Consider the following 16,144-nt stretch of genomic DNA (forward strand, 5'->3'; position numbering starts at 1 on the left):
GTCCTTTATTTGATCATTTTTCTTTCTTCGAGTTTATACCACTGCTCTAATTGGTCTTTTAGCAGGTTTACTTTTTGAGGATACTTAGCAGCCAAGTTAATCTTTTCGTGTTCATCCTCTGCCAAATTGTAAAGACGAGGGCCAACTAGAAATTGATCATGATACTTTTGATAACTAGCATTTTTCCCGTCATAACTCACGATTAGCTTCCAATCTCCCTTGATTACCCATCGATACAAAAGTGTCGATTCTGGGTCGTCTATTATGTCCATATCATGGGCATACCCTTCTCCAAAAACAGTGTCTCTGTTTAGAGGCTCACCATTAACCAAGTTGTCATACAGATTTATACCTGGTAACTCTGGCGGTACCTCTATACCCGTCGCACCTAATATAGTCGGGACAATATCGATACTACTCACTAAGTCTTCTCGAAATCCAGATTTAAACTTGGACGGCAAAGAATAGATTATGGGAGTACGTACACCACTTTCGTTGGGACTCTGTTTCGATTTTGGTAAAAATCGTCCCTCTTGAGTAGGGTTTGTAATCCAACCATTATCCGAAACATAAACAACCAGAGTATTGTCAGACAGGCCGCGCCCTTCTATATGTTCAAATAATTGGCCAGTTGTTTCATCAAACCATTCTATCATTGCGTAGTATTTTGCAATGGATTCAGGTAAATCTAAGCTAGCGTATTTCTCTAAAATACGTGTGGGCGGTGTGTGGGGCGCATGAGGCATGAAAGGCGCATACCAGACAAAAAATGGATTGTTTTGTTCATCCATTCGGTCAATGAAATCTGTAATAGGCGCAATTCCTTGTCTGCCTATTTTTAAGCCATCGTCGCCGTGTCTTCCTCCAAGTTGAGGGAACCCACGGGTCATTCCTTCATCGAAGCCAGCTCTAGAATAACTCCCTTCCCACCACTTCCCAGTTTGAAGGGAAACATACCCTTTGTCTTTAAGCAGTTGCGGAAGTGTTTTGACCTTGTCAATCTTCGCAATTATTCGTTCTCTTAAGCGATGATATTCTTGTCCCTCTTTACCGCCTGGCACCATTTTAGATGGATTATTCCCCGTGATGCCGTGTTGATACGCATACAATCCTGTAGCAATAGTGGCAAGTGAGGGCCTACACAAAGAAGTGGGCACGTACGCATGCCTGAACGTTATGCCATCAGATGCTAGTTTATCTAGGTTCGGAGTTTGTACAATATCGTGGCCCATGAAACTGTAATCATTCCAAGCATGATCATCAGACAGTATCAGTACGATGTTAGGGAGTTTTTCATCTTGAATGCTCACCTCTTCAGATTCGGCAGTAGGCTTGCTTGCACAACCTTGCAAACTAATACAGATCATTGCACAGACGCCTACAGTCAGTAGTTTACCGGGTAGCGATACTTTACTAATTTTCATAACAGTTCCCTATACTTTCTATGTACTGTTGTTCACCATTTAATTTTCAAGCACAACTGTATGCTTACCTGGTTTATACATACGCGGCTCTAAATTCGGTAGGAACACTGTCGATTTGGTATTTTGAGGTATCACAAAATCCCAAATTATTTGATTATTCGCTCTGCGCCATCGGCTTTCAATTTTCCCGTAACCCGTGTTGTAACTAACATCTACGGCGTTCAAAGATGATGGAAATACAGGTTTAAGCTGAAAAGTTTGAAACCCTACTGTGTCCTTGAAAGGTCTAATCCCGCCTAAGCCTTCATAGAACCACCCATCATATCCTGAGTGAAATGGGTGGTTTAGCGATCGGCCCGGAGCATCTTCTAAAGTAAGTTTATCCTTAGGCTTAAACCCACCTTTTCGCTCCCACAGTGTGGTAGCGTTTAGCTCATTAATGAGATAAGGGTAGCCAGGGTATCCTTCGGCTTTGAAAATATTAAAAGCGGTGTCTACATACCCGTAATCGCTCAGTGCTCGGTAAAGATAAGTTTGCCCTAGGGCACCAACCGATGCATGCCCGCCCCAATTAACCACAACGTCTTCATTCAGTTTATCAGCAACCTGCTGCTGCATGTCTTTAGGGACAAAGCCAAACGCTAACGCCATTGCATCAGCAGTTTGACTACCATAATGTCCTGTATTGTGATCGAATACTTCTTCGTTAAACTGGTTCTTCACCGACTCGAAAAGTTGTTTGTAAAAAACCTGCTGAGTGTTTTTACCTAGCGCTTGCGATATCTTTGCCATGAGGTCAGCACCATGCGCAAACAGAGCAGAACTGGTGACAACATGGCTAGTATGCTGCGGCGTGCATCTTCCCCCAACTCTTGCCATACCAGGCTCTCTAACTGGATCACACCAATCGCCGTATCCAGTTCTTATCATGTTATTGTTTAATTCCACCTGCCCCGCATTCATGTACTCCTGCAAGCTATCATATTGGTCGGCAAGCACAGTAATATCACCATGATGACGATAGTGTTCCCACGCGATGATAATTTCTGCTACGGCCCAATCAAACTTTCCACCTTGTGACCTCCTGCCAGGTACAACAGTTGGAGCCACATAAGTCGACGTGCGAAAATCACCTAAGTACTTGGACCAAAAATTCTCTAAATTAAAGTTATAGTTTCCGGTAACCAAAGCGGCATGCGCGTCTCCAGTCCACCCTGCCCGTTCTCGAATCGGGCAATCAAAAGGAACACTTATTAAGTTGCTTTGATAACCCCATAACGCCATGTCATGGACTTTATTAATCATGTCATCCGAGCTTGAGAAATGACCACTTACAGGCACATCGCTTCTGACCAGATATGCGTTTAACGCGTCGAGCTCAGGCTTCGACTTTAAACCAACCACTTCAACATAACGAAAACCGTGCCAAGTAAACGTTGGTCGCCACTTTTTGGGGTTAGTTTTGCCAGCAATATATGCATCGGTTTGCTTAAGTTTCGGGGCAGCACCACCACTTTTCTGACTGATGTTGCCATCATCATCAATCCACTCAGCATACTTTAGATAAACAGCTTGGCCTTCTTCTAAGTCCAACAATGCTAAGTTCAGCTCAGGGATCCCTGTAAAATTCTGGCCGAAATCGAATACCCATACATCTTTTCTTGGTGAAAGGATACGCTCAGCCACCAGCTTATCAGCGATGCGCACTGGCTGTAGTAATTGAGGTTCTAAAGATTTTGTTGGCCAACTTTGCAGCGATTTTACATTTTGCCAAGCATCGGATAGCTCTGTATCCGTTTTCGTCATCCAGTTATCTAATGCGTAGCGTTGGTCAAATAACTCACCTGAAAACAACCCCTCTTTTAATATTGGTGAAGTATGCCAATACCATGAGTTGTCCGTACTAACCGTTTTTGAGCTACCGTCGTCAAAGACGATCTCTAACTGAGCGATAAGCTTAGGTTGACCGTACGACAAGTTTTTATCTGGCTTAGAAAAAGCGATTTCTTCGTTGTACCAACCACTACCTAAATGTGCGGCAATAACATTGTCACCCGATGTTATTAAGCTCTCAACGGCGTCAGTGTTATATAGAATCCGTTCTTCGTAATCGGTTTGTCCGGGATCCATAATCCGCGAATCTACCTTTTTGCCGTTTATAAATACTTCGTAATAGCCAGCAGCGGTGCTATGTAACCTCGCGCCTACCACTTTCTTATCAATACTGAATTGTCGCCTTAATAAGGAGGCCGTAGGCTGTTCCTGTAGCTTCTTTACAATATATTCAGGTCGCGTCTTCTGCGGGTTTTGGTCGCTAGCTGCATTCCAAATCCACTGGGATACTTGAGGAGAAAGCGCAGATGCCTCAGGTCTATTTGCCATGATCCATTTCGCAGACCAACCTGCGTTAGTGGTTAAGCCCATTTCCCAATGACTTATTTCACTCCAATCTGATTCTAACGAATTAGCTCTAGACCAAACCCGAACTCGCCAATGCGCTTTTTGCCTGCTTGCTAAAGCCTTTCCTTTATAGCCAATATTGATCGACCGGCTAGATTCTGTTTTACCGGAATCCCACAAATCCGGTTGACCTTCAATAAGCGCTGTCACACTCGTGGCTACTTGAATTTGATAATGCGTCTGTTCATCTACATTGGCATGCCAAGACAGAGTCGGCGCGCGGCTATGTACATTAAGCGGTACGCTAATACCTTCCACGGCTAAATTATCGGGATGCGTATTGGCCACTGTCTGATCTTTAGAACTGCAGCTCATAATCAGTAAGGTGATAGATAAAATTACAATTTTAGCGAGTTGCATGAAGCGTTTCTCCGGCGAGGACGTGCGTGGCTTTAATTTATAATCAGATAAAAAAACCTTAATCATCGCTAAATGATTAAGGTTCTGTGAAACACATTAGTTACTGTTGCCAATTCAACATTTCAGATGCTGCAAGCAATACAGCTCCTGAGCCATAAAGCTGAGAATCTGATTCTTTAACTGGGTCTGGGCTTTTGCCCACATGCTGTACCCAATGTACGCGTCCATCGTCAGTGACAGCTTTAGTAATAGCATCCCAACCTTTTTCGACAACCTCCTTCGAACGTGCGTCGGTCAAAATACCATTATTCACTCCCCAAGCGAGGCCAAACGTAATGAAACCCGTACCACTTACTTCAGGCGTTTTAACCTTGTCGGCATCCATTAGCGAAGCTGGCCAATAGCCATCATCTTTTTGCAGTACCATTAGCCCTTCAGCATGCTTTTTATAAAGCTCTATATACTTGTCCCGAGAAGGGTGATCTTTTGGTAGTTCTTCGATAATCAATGGAATTGCAGCGAAAACCCATCCATTTCCTCGTCCCCAAAAGACAGGCTTACCGTTATCGCTTTTTGTATCAAAGTAACGGCTATCTCGGTAAAACAGTCCATATTCATCTGAGAAAAGGTAGTCTGCACTAGCCCAAAACTCTTTATCGCCGTATTCTAGATATTTTGGGTCGCCCGTGACTTTACTCATTTGTGCCCAAGCCCGAGGTGCCATAAATAATGCATCAGCCCAACACCAACGCAGTTGGCAATTTCCCTCAAGGTGGTATTTGCCCGTACTGGTTTCTGTATCTGCCATAGACAAACCAACTGTTGGTGGCTTTTCTAAAATCATATCGAAAACTTCTTTGGTAGGAAGATAAGCATCTTCTATACCTGTACGCTCAGCCAGCCACAGATAAGTTTGTGCTATCGCGTGGTCATCAGCATGGTAGGGTCTTTCAAGTATGAGTTCATAATTCTCTTTCTTCGCTACATCACTAACGTAGTCAGTCAGTGACTTATCATTTGTTTCGTCTATCCACCGAGTTAAGCCAATGTAAAATGATGCCTGGATCCAAAACTTCGCATTTTCTGATTTTTCACGATGAGATTCAGGTATGTAGTTCAGGTTTCCAAACTGGGCTATTTGCCATTTCGCAACCTTAGTTCCTACATTTTTTGCAGTGTTTTGAATATCACGATCAACAGCTTCGCTCATTTGTTGAGCCTGTATATCTACAACTGGTTTTTTCGAACTAGATTGCACCGTGTCTGTCTGCTCAGAACAAGCAACTAAGCCCATCGTTAAGCTAAGCGCTATAGCAGATAATTTCATTGTCATTTTTTTCATCATCGTTTCCCACTGTTGGCTCGCGGCGCGTTTTTATAAAAACCCCTTCGCCCAAAAGACATTTATTAAATTTTAATTTGAAGTTGGTATAGCTGTTTTAAGGTCAACAAGAGAGCGAGTAACTGCACCTCCCTCGCCCACTAAGTACATTTTTATCCCTTCGTCACTGACTTTTTCAGCAACTAACATTTGTGCATCAGGGATAGCGTCTTTGATAAATGCAGATATCGCAAAACTAGCATTAGCTTTCCTTAAGACCGTTTTATCCTCTACAAAATGTTCGCCACCGTCATGACTCTGCCGCCACGATAAAACAGCATCATTGTCTTGATTGTATGCAGTTAAGTAGCGAATATTTTCAGGATCTCTGACCGTAAAGTCACCTCGCGATACGCCCTCATATTGCGAAACAACTTTATTTCCTCCGACCCATTTGTTTCCGTTCCAACGGATATGTCTAGTTTGCTTTGGCCCACCAGTTTTGGCGCCTTTGTCGATACCGGCATTAATAGCGATATGAGGCTGTCCTTGTTGGTCCAAATGAGTTGAGCCATTAAAAGTCCAGAGCTCGCCGGTTCTCATCGCTAACGTTTTTTCATCAGCAACTTCTCTCGTAATCGGTAATTTGAGCTTTTCGCCTTCCACATTGCTCCATTCTCCGGTTTTTGTGTTGAACGACATAAAATACACGTCGTGCCGCTCAGTAGTGTGGCCGCGCCCATTGATACCAGCACCTCCGTCCCAGCAAACGTGATAATCGTAAGAAACAATAATATTATCTCCTTGGCCTTTGCCAGCCCATGCATACCAGCTATCAACCGCGTCAATATCTGTTCTGCGTTTGTGTTTTAGAAAAGAGACAGGTGAGGCAAACGTTCGGCCGTTATCAACAGACTTTTGGTATACCCAATCACTTCGATGAGCACCGTGGCGGAAAAATAAATAAATGTCACCATTGTCCATTTTAAGAGCTTGGTTATAGGTGCCAAACGGAGTGATATTGTCTATGTCTTCCCATTGTGAGATATCATAGGGTCTTTTTGAAATAGCGTGTTTATTCGCTCCATGGTGCGTATTACCAAGAGTGTTTTTCCCATTCGATGCTTGTCCGCCATGTCCGCCGTAAAAAATATGAATATATCCATCATCATCGATTAACATGGTTGGTTTACCATGATTATCGAATTTCTTTCCTCCATCGCGCCTACCCAATTCACTGATCCCTGCTCTAAAGGGCCCCAGCCATTCCCTAGTTTCGTGATTATAAGACGCTATATAAGGATCTTCTTTCGGCCCCTGATAAGATACATAAGTGATACCATTTTGATGTATTCCTGCTGGGTGTTGTACTATTGCTAACGGGTTACCTACCCCATTATCTGCAAAGTATCCAACCTGCCTGTCTACAATATTTGTCGTTGTATTCGGCAAAGACTCTTGATGTGCACACCCAGTGAACAGAAGGCCAGATATAACTGAAAACGTAAGTAACGCTTTATATCCACTGGGCGAATTCTTTCTCAATATTTTATTTAAATTCATAATACTATTGGCTCTTAAGTATCTCGAAAGATAATTAGTCTTTGTTTTCTTCAAACAGGCTCAAAAATTCAGCGGCGACTTTTGGATGTTGATTAGATATTTCTTTCAATTCGGAAGGATCAGCCACGATATTGAAAAGCTCTAATGGCGCATCATAGCCATATCTGACTGCTTTCCATTGGCCTTTACGCGCAGCTTGATATGTGTCTCCAATAACACCTGAGTTAGGATCGCCAACTTGTTTTGAAAACTCCCAATACAACACACGCTCATCCATTTTATTCGGTTGTGATTTGAGCAGCCCTACGATTGACTTGCCATTGGTCTTGACTCGAGGAACCATGTTCAAATTGACCCCTGCAACTTCGGCAAAGGTAGGCATCACATCTGCGAACAACCAAGGCGTTTCATCAACCCGGGCAGTTTTAATCTTGTTAGGCCAATGGACGATCATGGGTACATGAATACCACCATCATATAAATCGCGTTTCATTCCACGATAGGGCTCTGATGCCTTTAGATACTCAGGATCTGCTCCGCCCTCATCGTGTGGACCATTATCTGATGTGAAAAAGATAAGTGTATTATCAAGCTGTCCGTTCGCCTCAAGCTCTTTGACTATTTGCCCTATATAATCATCTAGCGCCGAAACCATACCCGCTAAAGTGGCATTAGGCTTCTCGAGCGGTTCAGGATAGTAAGATGCATATTTGTCTGCGGGAACACCTGACTCCATACCTGAATAGCGGGTTTCGTCAAACTTATATTGACTGCTATATTTGTCTGGAACTGCAAGTTCAGCATGCGGTGAAGAGTACGCGAGCATAATGAAAAAAGGATTTTCTCTAGGCTTATTGATATATTTAATTGCTTCTTCCGTGAACAATTTCTGGGCGTACGCGCCTTTTTTGCCACCTTCATTTTCGCGAATGCGAATTTTATTACCATCGCGCCATAATATTTGTGGATATTGTCTGTGACCTTCTAAAATTGAATACATGCCAAACCAAGTATCAAATCCCATAGCAAGTGGATCAGTTACGCCCATTTGTGAGCCTATTGAATATTTACCAAATAGCGCCGTGTCGTAACCACCATGCTTAAGCACATGAGCCAACGTCACGTCCAAATCAGTCAATTGAACTGTATTTGAATTGTTTGTCATTAAGCGCCCGTCTCGCCCTGTGAATAAGGACACCCTTGAAGGAGAACAAACAGTATTTCCCGCATAAGCTTGGTCAAATCGAATGCCATTCGACGCAAGTTTATCTAAATTAGGGGTTTTAATAGGCGAGTTACCGTACGCGCCAACTTGGTTAAAGCCCAAATCGTCTGTCAAGATGAATATGATGTTTGGTTTGTCAGCTGCAACAACGCTAGAGGATAAGGATGTTAATACAGCACCAAATAAAACTATGAGGTTAAACCTGATTTTTTTCATTGTAATTCCTAATAAAATGGATGTATCGAGTGTCGAAAAATGTGTGTAAGAAACTGCTATCGAGCACTACTCAATACAGTGCATGGTCAAAGTAGTTGGTTCTGGAATAAACGCTCTGCCTTTGTCTCTGTTAGGTGGCAGCGTTTCCCAAGCTAAATAGAATTTTTTGTCACCGGTGAAATAATCTCCTTTTTCCTCCAATCGTTTAGCTGGAGTTGTATAAAGAGGCATATCATTTGGTTTATCGAACGGTTTTAAAGCTTCGGGTATTTCAGACATAATACTCTGCGATTTAACCCTCAAAGAGGCGGCGTCTAAGTTGTAAGCAAAACGATTACCGTCAAGAGTTGCATAGACTTGAATATCACCATTATCGAGGGACACAGCCGGCTTTTTAACACTTAATGTGGTCGGTAAAGCTCCTGTCATATCAAGATCCTGTCTTGAGTCCTTCCATGAAGATACTTGATGACGACGCCATTCTCCTTCCTTGTTGATAGCGATAAATAACTGACTTTGCCCTTTCTTATCATAGGCTTGATAAGAGATAATAGGACGGCCTTCGCTATCAAACCCTATCGGAGTGTGACCATTTAATATCCCTGATTTCTGAGGCAAAGGTACAACCACCTGGGCACTGTTGAGTGTCATAGGGAGTTGAAGTGGTTTTCCATCAGACGTCTCCCAAGTGACTAAATCACGGCTCTTCGCATAAGAGATATCATGATTTGAAGATGCTACGGGTGTTTCTCGCCACACCCAGGAAAGATGAAAAAAACCATCTGGTCCCAAAACAGGACCCCAGAAATATCCATTTCTCTCACCTTCACCATCAACAAGGGGGGTTTGATGAAGTCGGTCCCAACTAACTGAGCCTGCATTAAAAGCATTGTATATTTCATTTCCGCTTCCGCTTCGACCGTTTCGATACTTAAAGTACAACCGGCCATCAGCGTCGTTGAAGAACTCAGGGTATGTCATCCGGCTCTCACTTGCTCTATCTGCCATAAACTCAACGCGTTTAAGGCTTCGCACATCGTAAGGATCTTCGCTCCGAAAATAGACAATTGGATTCACGTGAAGATTTCCGACAATATGAATATACCCCTTCTCATCTAATCCAATAACAACGCTGTTATGGCTGTCCCAACCAAGGTAACTATCTAACTTTTGAAAAAACCAATTTCCCGTTGGCGACTCACGGTAGGCTACACTCATCTGTCTACTTGCATCATAATAAGCAACAATTTGTCGGTCACCTTTAGTCACAAAGTCAAAAGCGACACGATGGCCCGACCAAACTCGATCGATAGCTTCTACTGAAAAACAAGCGTTCTTATCAAAAGTCTGAGCAAAAATATGGCTTGGCGCAAGCAACATCCCTCCGAAAAACGTAGTACTCAGTAAGCGGAAAAGAGATTTCATTTCAGACTCCTCAAAGATCTAAACGTTAATACAGCGTTAACAATTTTAAACAATTAAAACGTCATATACAATCTTTTTCACTCATTAGATATGATGAGTTCACCAAAGATCATGCAAATACCTCTGAATTAACAATAATCTCTTTTAAAGCATTGACATACTTGTGTTCCGCATGTGAACCACACTCACTATTAAAGAGTAACCTACCAGTTAAAGAGAATAAAATGATCTTAAAAAAATAAAAATGAAGGCAATAAGTACCAGATTCCACTTACAGCAAAGATTGATTATGACTATTATTTATTACCTATGATTAAAAAAGTGTTAACATAGTGGAAATTCTACGCCGCACAAGCTTATGGCTGATTAATTAGAACTAATAAGTGATAGGACATCTCATGAATCGTGTATTTATAATTATCTCAATGCTTATCTTTATAGGAGTGTCAGTCTCTCCAGCTAAATCCTTTGCACAAGATGGTGTGGGATCGCAGCCTAAAAATATTATTTGGCTAGTAATCGAAGATATGAGCCCTACGTTGGCCTTGTACGGTGACGATACGGTAGCGACACCCAATATTGATAGTTTGGCTAAAGAAGGAGTGGTATACACCAATGTGTTCTCTACTTCAGGTGTTTGCGCCCCAAGCAGAGCAGCGATAGCCACGGGAATATATCCGACTTCAATGGGCGCCAATAATATGCGTACCTCTTCAAATACACAGGAAACTGGGTTACCAAAGTATGAAGCTGTCCCTCCGGTTAACGCTAAAATGTTAAGTCAATTAATGCGAGAAGCTGGGTACTTCACTACAAATAATTATAAAACTGATTATCAATTTACAGCGCCAGATAGTGCTTGGAATGAAAATGGTATATATGCACACTGGCGTCATCGACCCAGTAACCAGCCTTTCTTCTCTGTTTTTAATTTCACCACTACACACGAGTCAGGATTGTTTGAACCCTATGGCATCCGAAAAATTGAACAAAGACACTACTACTCTGACAACGCGGAAAAAATTTCCAAATTACCCACCGAAGCACTCGTTAAAACCGACAAAGGACACACCCCTGTACACATTAGTAAAGATACTCACTTCCCTGTTCCACCGTATCTGCCGGATACGCTCGTTGTGCAGCACGACCTTTGGAAGATGTACAATAATCTCGTCGAAACAGACAAACAAATTGGCGCCATACTCAAACTATTAAAGGAAGACGGTTTGTATGACAACACCATTATCGTTTTCTATTCAGACCATGGGGGGCCGCTGCCAAGGCAAAAACGTTTAATCTATGATAGTGGTCTAAAAGTTCCTATGGTGATCCGTTTCCCTGACGGTGAAAAAGCAGGAACAATTGACGAACAGTTAATCTCATTTGTTGACTTTGCCCCCACCGCACTTGATATGGCCGGTATTTCACAGCCAGATTATATGCAAGGTAGAAGTTTTCTCTCACAAGATACTCAACAACGTGAATACATATATGCTGCAGCAGATCGTTTTGATGCGATTACTGACAGAATAAGGGCAGTGAGAAGTAAGTGCTATAAATATATTCGAAATTATCAACCGGATACTCCTTATTATCTGCCTGTAGCCTATCGTGAAAAAATACCAACAATGCAAGAGCTGCTGACACTTGAGGAAGCAGGCAAATTGACACCGTACCAATCGCAGTGGTTTCGCCCAAAGAAAGATTCGAATGAGCTATTTGACGTTTGTAGAGATCCCAATGAGCTATCTAATCTAGCACATATCGAAAATTACAAACCCGTGCTCAGCCAAATGGAAAAAGAAATGGACCGCTGGCTCGAAGAAATTAATGATGACCCTCTTTTGAGCGAGCGAGAGCTTATAACGAAACTATGGAATGGTAGCGATGTGCAGCCCAAGACGTCTGCCCCAGTGTTTAAACAACTCAATGGAAAAATTGCAATAACTAGTAAAACCCCGGGTGCAATAATTTCATATCGTATCCAAAGTGAAGATGGATCAATGTCAGGTTGGCGTCCTTACACTCACGCAATTCACTTAAACCAAGGAGAAATAGAGGCAAATGCCCATCGAATTGGTTTTCAAAAAAGCATTAGCAAGGTATTCCAGATCAGTCAACCTAGTCAAAAGGATGGTAAGTCGCAGTGAAATTCATCATATTTATCTCAATCTCACTTTTAATCAGCCAACTAATAATCGGCTGCTCAACCAATGAGGTCAGCTCACTTAACGCTCCTCCAGAGAAGTTGAGAGTGGGAGAAGGATTCGCAAACCCTTTGGGTTACTATGAAAAACAGCCTCGCTTTTCATGGAAGCTTCCTTCCGATCAAACAGGCGGCCTAGAGCAGACAGCTTTTCAAATACAAGTGGCTACATCCATCAAGCAGCTTCAGTCTGCTCCCAATAAATGGGATAGTGGAAAGATCTCGTCGTCGTCAACATCTTGGATCTCTTATAAGGGCCAAGAATTGCATTCACGAGAAAAGGTCTTCTGGAGAGTAAGAATTTGGGATCAGGTAAATAGCATGTCCGACTGGAGCCCAATTCAAACTATTGAAATGGGGCTTCTACAGAATAATGACTGGGTAGGAAAATGGATTGGTGCTGCTACAACAGATACTAATTTATCCCCACCTCAAGAAGTGATAGCTACACCTCAATACTTAAGAAAACCGTTTACCGTACTCCCTGATGTACAAAAAGCCAGACTTTATGTCACTGCGAAAGGCGTTTTTAAGGTATTTATCAATGGTGGAGATGTTGCGAAATCCGATGTCCTTACGCCCGGCTGGACACCTTATAAGAAAAGAATTGAGACCCTCACATACGATGTTACTCCCCTACTGACGTCGAAGGAAAATGTTATCAGCTCAACAATTGCTGGAGGCTGGTATGCAGGCAGGATTGCAGATCTATTAGACACAGATCACAAACAAAGCCCTCGCTTTTTAGCTCAGTTAGAAATTACTTACGTTGATGGAAGCAAAGAGATTATAGCATCGGATAGCACATGGAAGTCCACGCAGGATGGTCCGATTCGCTTTGCTAGTAATTATGACGGTGAGCGGTATGACCAACGTTATGAAATGCCGGGGTGGAAAACACACACCTTTGATGACTCTGGTTGGAGTAAAGTAGTAGTAGAAGATGTTTTGCAATCTGTAAATTTACGCCCAAAACGTCATCTTCCTATAAGAGAAATAGAAACGCTTAATCCAATCTCTGTTACTCAAACCAAACCAGGTACTGCTATTTTTGACTTCGGCCAAAATATGGTGGGTGTCCCTTCACTTAGTTTACCAGTTACAAAAGGGAAGCAAGTATCAATTCGATTTGCAGAAGCGTTACATAAGGGGGCGTTTTATACTGAGAACTATCGCTCTGCGCATTCAACTGATTATTATCTTCCAGCAAAAACATCAGTAATAAACTACAAACCGACATTCACCTTCCATGGTTACCGTTATGTTGAAGTTTCTGGTTTTGATGAAACCAAAAAACCAAATATCAATTGGATAACTGCCAATGTTCAACATTCTGATATTGAACTTTACAAAAACTTTAACAGCTCGAATCCAAAGCTCAATAAGCTGTTTGAGAATATTAACTGGGGTCTAAAAAGTAATTTCTTTGATATTCCTTTGGATTGTCCCCAAAGGGATGAACGGCTCGGTTGGACAGGCGATGCAAACGCTTTTGTTACCCCCTCTTTGTACATGTCAGATTCATATGGCTTTTGGTCGGCGTGGCTAAAAAGTCTGCGCGAAGAACAAACAACAGATGGGTTCGTTCCGCTTTATATTCCATATGTGAAATGGATAGATTGGACATCGTCTGGCTGGGGAGATGCTGCGACAATTTTACCCTGGGAACTCTATACCATGACAGGAGACGTCAAAATACTCGAAGACAGTTATGCGTCTATGAAGGCCTGGGTTGAGTATCATAAGAGTGAGGCTAAAGGTTACGTGTCTCACATGAAAACATTTGGGGATTGGTTGCAGCCTTACCCTGAGGCTGAAGGCAAAGGCGCAAACCGTGGTGACACTGATTTCTCGCTTATATCAACCGCATTTTTCGCGCGCTCAGTTGAAATGACCGCCAAGACAGCTAAAGAACTGAATAAAGTGCAGGACTATGAGGCTTTGAGTGTATTACATGCAAAAATAACCAAAGCATTCCGAGATACTTTTTTTGATTCCGATTTGAATGTGACCAAAGGCAAGTCAACGCAAACTGCATACCTATTATCATTGGCATATAACCTCATTCCGGAGAATGAAAGAGCCCAAGCACAAGAAAAGCTGATTGCCCTTCTTGAAGCATCAGATATGCATTTACGCACCGGGTTTTTGGGTACGCCCCTGTTAGCGGAAACACTTCAAAACGCAGGCAGAAGTGACTTAGTCTACGAGCTTATTTTTAAAGAAACTTACCCATCTTGGTTTTACTCAATTAATAATGGTGCAACGACTACATGGGAACGTTGGAACTCGTACTCTTCTGAAGATGGATTCAATCCACAAGGTATGAATTCACTCAACCATTATGCTTATGGCACAATATCAAAATGGTTCTATGAAGGAATCTTGGGTATTAAGCCCGCCAAACCAGGTTTTAAGGAAATCACGATTGCTCCCCAAATTACAGCAAAGCTTAGTTTTGTTGAAGGTTCATATCCAACGCCTCAAGGGGAGGTAAAAGTCTCTTGGAGTACGAAAAATAGCTTACTAACACTAGATGTAGTAATACCCCAAAACTCGACAGCAAGAGTGGTCATACCAGTAGGTTACAAGATAGATAAATCTAAAATTTTGAATGAAAAACCTATTAGCGATTCATTCGATCTTCAACCAGGTACTTATCAGTTCAATTTGATTTCCGAATCACCAACGACACAGAGTAAGCATTTTGATTCGTAACAAAAGCTGCAAGAACTTGACGGTACTGTGTTTTTTTCTAGTATCGTCAAGCACTAAGGCACTTGAGAACAGTCAGCTTGCTAACGCTACTTTAGCGTTAAGAGATACCCCAATTCAGAGCAAGAATGGTTTAGTTGTTATTGAAGCGGAACAGTATACAACGCAGATTTATAGCGATCACAGAAGATGGATAGTATTTAATGATTCTAGCGCAGTGCTACACGGCTTCGCTGATAATGATCCGTTGCACGTTCAGGGCGCAAGTCAAAACAGTTACATTGAACTGCTACCTGACACGCGAACTCATCATAATGAGAAGCTCATCGAAGGTAAAAATTTTTCAGCAAAGCCCGGTAAACTAGCCATCATTACATATCCAATACATTTTCGAGAAAGAGGGAAATACTATATTTGGGCAAGAGCTTACAGCACAGGCAGCGAAGATAACGGCGTACACTTCGGCCTGAACGCGCAGTGGCCCGCCAGTGGTAAGCGCCTTCAATTATGTAAAGGCAAAGACAGCTGGAGATGGTCTTCTAATCAAAGGGTTCAAGGAAATCATTGTGGAACACCAAACACTGTCTGGATTGACGTTCCAAATGAGGGGATACATAACCTCTCCGTTTCGATGCGAGAAGACGGTTTCGAGTTAGATAAACTTATTCTTACCCAAGATCCTTCCTATGTACCTTCGGGTAAGGGGCCAAAAGAGACTCGTTATTTCCCAGACCCAATTAAACAAAAAACAAAGTTTCTCAAGATCAAAGAGTACAGCCTAATTCTTAAAGCGGATAAAGAATTTGGTTCAGCTGGCAATATACCTTTTTACTACGACCAGAATAATGAAGCACTTTCTATTGATGCTCGGAAAGATGCATACAGAGATACTTGGGTCTCAGCCGAGTTAAAAGTTTCAGACAATATTTGGAGTAAAAAGCCCTTAGAAAAGCGCGTATTTTCACAAGCAACCTTAGTGACACTAGGAGAGATTGATGGGGAATCATCATATCGTGTCTTTCTTAATGATCAATTGATAGCACAGGTTACTAACAAGGAAACGGCAATCGACTATCAGGAGAATTATTTCCAACTCGGATCATTGACGCTTAAACCCAACGATATCCTACGAGTTGAAGCGAAAGCTGTCACAAATGGGAAAATTCCTGAAAACGGCGGAACAGCTTTCGCTAGAGGAAGATGGAGAGGCATTGTTTTATATGACTAAC

The 16,144-nt window shown here is 42.2% G+C and carries 9 protein-coding genes; 3 read left to right on the forward strand and 6 right to left on the reverse strand.

What is annotated here, in order from left to right; genetic code table 11:
* Positions 1 to 5 precede the first annotated feature (5 nt).
* The 6 genes from GCHA_RS22145 to GCHA_RS22170 all read right to left on the reverse strand — a co-directional run bounded on the left by GCHA_RS22145 (position 6) and on the right by GCHA_RS22170 (position 9,994).
* The gene (locus GCHA_RS22145) at positions 6 to 1,424 is read right to left on the reverse strand and encodes a sulfatase family protein (RefSeq protein ID WP_007992349.1); all 1,419 of its coding nucleotides are present in this window, start codon (positions 1,422 to 1,424) and stop codon (positions 6 to 8) included.
* A 39-nt stretch (positions 1,425 to 1,463) separates the two neighbouring features.
* On the reverse strand, positions 1,464 to 4,244 hold the full coding sequence (locus tag GCHA_RS22150) for an alpha-L-rhamnosidase (protein WP_007992351.1): 2,781 nt from the start codon (positions 4,242 to 4,244) through the stop codon (positions 1,464 to 1,466).
* Positions 4,245 to 4,344: 100 nt separating this feature from the next.
* Entirely contained in the window at positions 4,345 to 5,589 is a 1,245-nt protein-coding gene (locus GCHA_RS22155) for a glycoside hydrolase family 88/105 protein (protein WP_007992353.1), read from the reverse strand.
* 69 nt (positions 5,590 to 5,658) lie between these two features.
* On the reverse strand, positions 5,659 to 7,128 hold the full coding sequence (locus tag GCHA_RS22160; protein WP_039992911.1) for a BNR-4 repeat-containing protein: 1,470 nt from the start codon (positions 7,126 to 7,128) through the stop codon (positions 5,659 to 5,661).
* Between the two features lie 34 nt (positions 7,129 to 7,162).
* A complete protein-coding gene (locus GCHA_RS22165) occupies positions 7,163 to 8,569 on the reverse strand; it encodes a sulfatase-like hydrolase/transferase (protein WP_007992355.1) in 1,407 nt (468 codons plus the stop codon).
* 66 nt (positions 8,570 to 8,635) lie between these two features.
* Positions 8,636 to 9,994 carry a BNR repeat-containing protein gene (locus tag GCHA_RS22170; protein WP_007992356.1) on the reverse strand — a complete coding sequence of 453 codons (1,359 nt, stop codon included), beginning with the start codon at positions 9,992 to 9,994 and terminating at the stop codon, positions 8,636 to 8,638.
* Positions 9,995 to 10,392: 398 nt separating this feature from the next.
* On the opposite strand from GCHA_RS22170, the gene GCHA_RS22175 reads away from it, so the two are divergent.
* Genes GCHA_RS22175 through GCHA_RS22185 form a run of 3 tightly spaced genes read left to right on the forward strand, consistent with a single transcriptional unit; the run spans position 10,393 to position 16,143 of the window.
* Positions 10,393 to 12,144 (forward strand): sulfatase family protein, encoded by a 1,752-nt coding sequence (locus GCHA_RS22175; protein WP_007992357.1) that lies wholly within the window; start codon positions 10,393 to 10,395, stop codon positions 12,142 to 12,144.
* The gene (locus GCHA_RS22180; RefSeq protein ID WP_007992358.1) at positions 12,141 to 14,918 is read left to right on the forward strand and encodes an alpha-L-rhamnosidase; all 2,778 of its coding nucleotides are present in this window, start codon (positions 12,141 to 12,143) and stop codon (positions 14,916 to 14,918) included. The genes GCHA_RS22175 and GCHA_RS22180 overlap by 4 nt, the downstream gene beginning before the upstream one ends.
* Positions 14,908 to 16,143 (forward strand): hypothetical protein, encoded by a 1,236-nt coding sequence (locus GCHA_RS22185; RefSeq protein ID WP_007992359.1) that lies wholly within the window; start codon positions 14,908 to 14,910, stop codon positions 16,141 to 16,143. The genes GCHA_RS22180 and GCHA_RS22185 overlap by 11 nt, the downstream gene beginning before the upstream one ends.
* Position 16,144: the final 1 nt, after the last annotated feature.

Origin of the sequence: Paraglaciecola chathamensis S18K6 (genome assembly GCA_000314955.1) — a bacterium.
Lineage (GTDB): Bacteria > Pseudomonadota > Gammaproteobacteria > Enterobacterales > Alteromonadaceae > Paraglaciecola > Paraglaciecola chathamensis.

Bases quoted from the DNA above. Each gene is read 5' to 3' on its own strand.
- GCHA_RS22150 (WP_007992351.1), bottom strand. From the start codon at position 4,244: ATGCAACTCGCTAAAATTGTAATTTTATCTATCACCTTACTGATTATG.
- GCHA_RS22175 (WP_007992357.1), top strand. From the start codon at position 10,393: ATGAATCGTGTATTTATAATTATCTCAATGCTTATCTTTATAGGAGTG.
- GCHA_RS22170 (WP_007992356.1), bottom strand. From the start codon at position 9,994: ATGAAATCTCTTTTCCGCTTACTGAGTACTACGTTTTTCGGAGGGATG.
- GCHA_RS22160 (WP_039992911.1), bottom strand. From the start codon at position 7,128: ATGAATTTAAATAAAATATTGAGAAAGAATTCGCCCAGTGGATATAAA.
- GCHA_RS22165 (WP_007992355.1), bottom strand. From the start codon at position 8,569: ATGAAAAAAATCAGGTTTAACCTCATAGTTTTATTTGGTGCTGTATTA.
- GCHA_RS22155 (WP_007992353.1), bottom strand. From the start codon at position 5,589: ATGATGAAAAAAATGACAATGAAATTATCTGCTATAGCGCTTAGCTTA.
- GCHA_RS22145 (WP_007992349.1), bottom strand. From the start codon at position 1,424: ATGAAAATTAGTAAAGTATCGCTACCCGGTAAACTACTGACTGTAGGC.